Origin of the sequence: Archangium sp. (assembly GCF_036389735.1) — a bacterium.
Taxonomy (GTDB): Bacteria; Myxococcota; Myxococcia; order Myxococcales; family Myxococcaceae; genus Archangium.
This window is the reverse complement of record NZ_DASVWK010000551.1, coordinates 1-2873: the sequence shown is the minus strand read 5'-3', so window position 1 is coordinate 2873 and position 2873 is coordinate 1. Positions and strand designations below refer to the sequence as shown.

At 66.2% G+C, this 2873-nt stretch carries 2 protein-coding genes; both read left to right on the top strand.

What is annotated here, in order from left to right; all coding sequences use genetic code 11:
• Positions 1 to 280 precede the first annotated feature (280 nt).
• Entirely contained in the window at positions 281 to 535 is a 255-nt protein-coding gene (locus VF794_RS19260) for a hypothetical protein (RefSeq protein ID WP_331112480.1), read from the top strand.
• A 538-nt stretch (positions 536 to 1073) separates the two neighbouring features.
• On the top strand, positions 1074 to 2873 hold a 1800-nt coding region (locus VF794_RS19255), incomplete at its 3' end, for an alpha/beta fold hydrolase (protein ID WP_331112478.1).

Sequence of the window (2873 nt, the reverse complement as noted above, 5' to 3'; positions counted from 1 at the left end):
CGAGCAGGGCGCCCACCGTAGCGGCGTTCGCCAGCGCCAGCCCCAGACGCCGCCGGGGCGGGGCTCGCGGGTATCGGGGACGGCGCGGGCCATGCGCCGCACTGCTGCGAGCACCTTCCAGAACGTGAACACCAGCAAACTGGTTCCTCCGGCCTCACAAGAGCCGGGTAATTGAAGCAGGTAGCGCCGTGCATAGCTCTCCCGCCCCGAGTCTCTTGAAGGAGAGACTCAGGGCAAGCATGAACAAACCCATCACGTGCAGGAGAAGAGCATGAGGAGCATGCGTCACATCGGTCGCACGGTGTTGCTGGGAATCTGGATGCTGTGGGGAGCAACCGCGCTCGCCGAGAATCCAGCGCCCCCTGAGGATTTGAATTGCAAGGGCGAGTGCAAGAAGAAGCTCGAGGCGTGCTTCAAGACTTGTGAGCAACGCATGCATGAAGCGTTCAGGCTCAGCAGCTGCGCCATGGCCGCCGGAATGGCCTACACAGGCTGCCGTGAGCAATGCGAACTCGCCGCGAAAGGCAAGAAGTAGTGTGAGCCTGGCTTTTGTCCGATAGCCCGCACTCCTGCTCCGGCAGGGGGTCTGCTGTGGAGGCCCCGGGCGGGTGCTGGCGTATGTGACGGCACCCGGTGGGGTAGGCGCCATTCTGGAGCATCTGGGACAGCCCACGTCGAGTGCGAGATTGGCTCCAGCGCAGGGGCCACCCCATCGCGCGGGGTGTTGAGCCCCAAGCCGTCACGGTGCCCCAGAAGCCCACGCCCCTGCCGCCCCCCTCCTGCGCCAGGGGACGGGCTGTGCCGCGCATTCGTGGTGGCTCCATATGAATCTGTGCATAACCCGGCGGCTCCGCGCCTCTCCTCTGTGGACCCAGAAGGAGTGGGCTCCCGCCATGCACCGCTCGCCCGCCCCACTCCTCTTTTCGTACCACCCGTGCGGTGCTCCTCCGCCTCCTGTGCCACCTGGGGGCGCTGGAACTGCGCGTGTCCGCGCAGTTGTGGCCCCAGACGCTCGAGTTCCTCCCCTGGAGCGAGGCTGACTCGCTCATTGCCACCCCCAACTGGAGTCCCGCATGAGTCGAAGTTTCTTCCTTCTCTGTCTCCGCACCGGCATCACCCTGGTGATGGCGCTCTTCCTGGCGGCCCCCGCCGTGGCCTCTGCGTGTGAATGCAGAGGCATGACCTGGCGCTGGCGCTCCCATACCGGGGATGTCGATAACGTCGGTTCGGACCACGACACCAACGCCTATGACGGGGATACCTCCTGCTCGGTCTCGCTGCCCATCCTCTGCCTGCGCAAGGAGGGATTGGCCACGCCGTCCTACATCACGCCGGACTTCTACAATGGCTGGACGGGCGGTCGCATCCGGCTGACCACGCCCCAGTCTGGCCATGCGCTCACCTCCCGGGCCGTCGCGGATGGCATCTGCGCGCAGACCTTTGGCCCCGGCTGGGGGATGGCGGAGTTTCATGACGGCGGCGGCGGCTGGGGCTGGTATGCCTATGGCAATATCAGCAACAGCAGCCGCTTCTGGGTCGCCATCAATGACCAGCCCGCCAATCCCTGGAACTGCGCGGCCCCCCCACCCAGCCGCATCCAGGGGCAGGTGACCGACCGCAACGGCAATCCGGTGGCCGGCGCCGTGGTGGATGCAGGTGGCGGGTATACCGCTGTCACGAATGTCTCGGGGTATTACAACTTCCCCAACCTCCCGCTCGGCACCTATACCCTGCGAGCGAGCCGAGCCGGCTGGACCTTCGGCTCCCACGCGTTCCAGACGAACAACTACACCCGCTCCCTCACCCAGGCCGGTCAGGTCATCACCCTAAACATCCGTGGCTGGAACTTCGACCCCGTCATCTTCGTGCACGGGTGGACCTCGAGCCTGGCGGACTTCGCGAGCGTCCCCGAGGCGCTCCGGCAGCGGGGCTATTACACGGGCGGGCACCAGCTGGAGACCCAGCCGCACTGGACGCCGCCCTTCCATGAAAACGCCGAGCGCGTCGAGACCTGGATCGACCAAGCCAAGTACGAGACGGGCCGCGACAAGGTCATCCTCTATGGAAACAGCATGGGCGGACTCGTGGCTCGCGCCTACCTGGAGAGCGGCCTGTATGACGAGGACGTCTCGCAGCTCTTCACCTACGGCAGCCCCCACCTCGGCACGCCCACCCTCCTTTCCTCCTTCTGCTACCTCCTGCCTCGCCCCGATGCCGTCTGCCAGATGACTCGGCCCGGCATGGCGCTCTTCAACCTGACCCACTTCAAGCGCAGCGGCGTCAACTACCACTTGGTCGCCGGCAATGCGCCCATGTGGGCCCACAAGGAGCTCTGCTTCCGCATCTTCCGGAGGAAAATCTGCATCCGCATCCCCTGGCCAGACTTGAGCTTCCGCAACGCCCTGGGCTGGGGCATGGGTGCACTGATTCCTGGCGGAGATGATGGCTTCATCCAGACGTGCAGTGCCGCGGGGATGCCTGGCTCCAACATCGACCGCTACCTCACGCGGGAGGTGCATTCGAGCCCCAGGTTGGGCTCGCGCGACTACCACCAGTGGGGCAGTGGCCTCTCGCAGGAGGGCTATGATCGGTGCTCGCAGGACGTGCTCATCGAGCGTAACACCCTCACCTGTGGCACGCGCAGCGCGGCGCCGCCCCTCTCGTGCCTGTGGTCCGGCGTGACGAGCCAGCAGTCGGCACAGGTCGCCGGCGCGCTGGCCGCCGCCAACCCCGAGCTCTCCCAGCTCTCGCGCCTGGACCAGAGCGTGCTCCACGCCGGTGAGCGCAAGGTGCGCCTCGTCTCCATCGAGGGGGGAGAGACTTCCTTCTTCGCCACCTGGGAGCAAGGCACCACCCGCTTCTCGCTCGTGGAC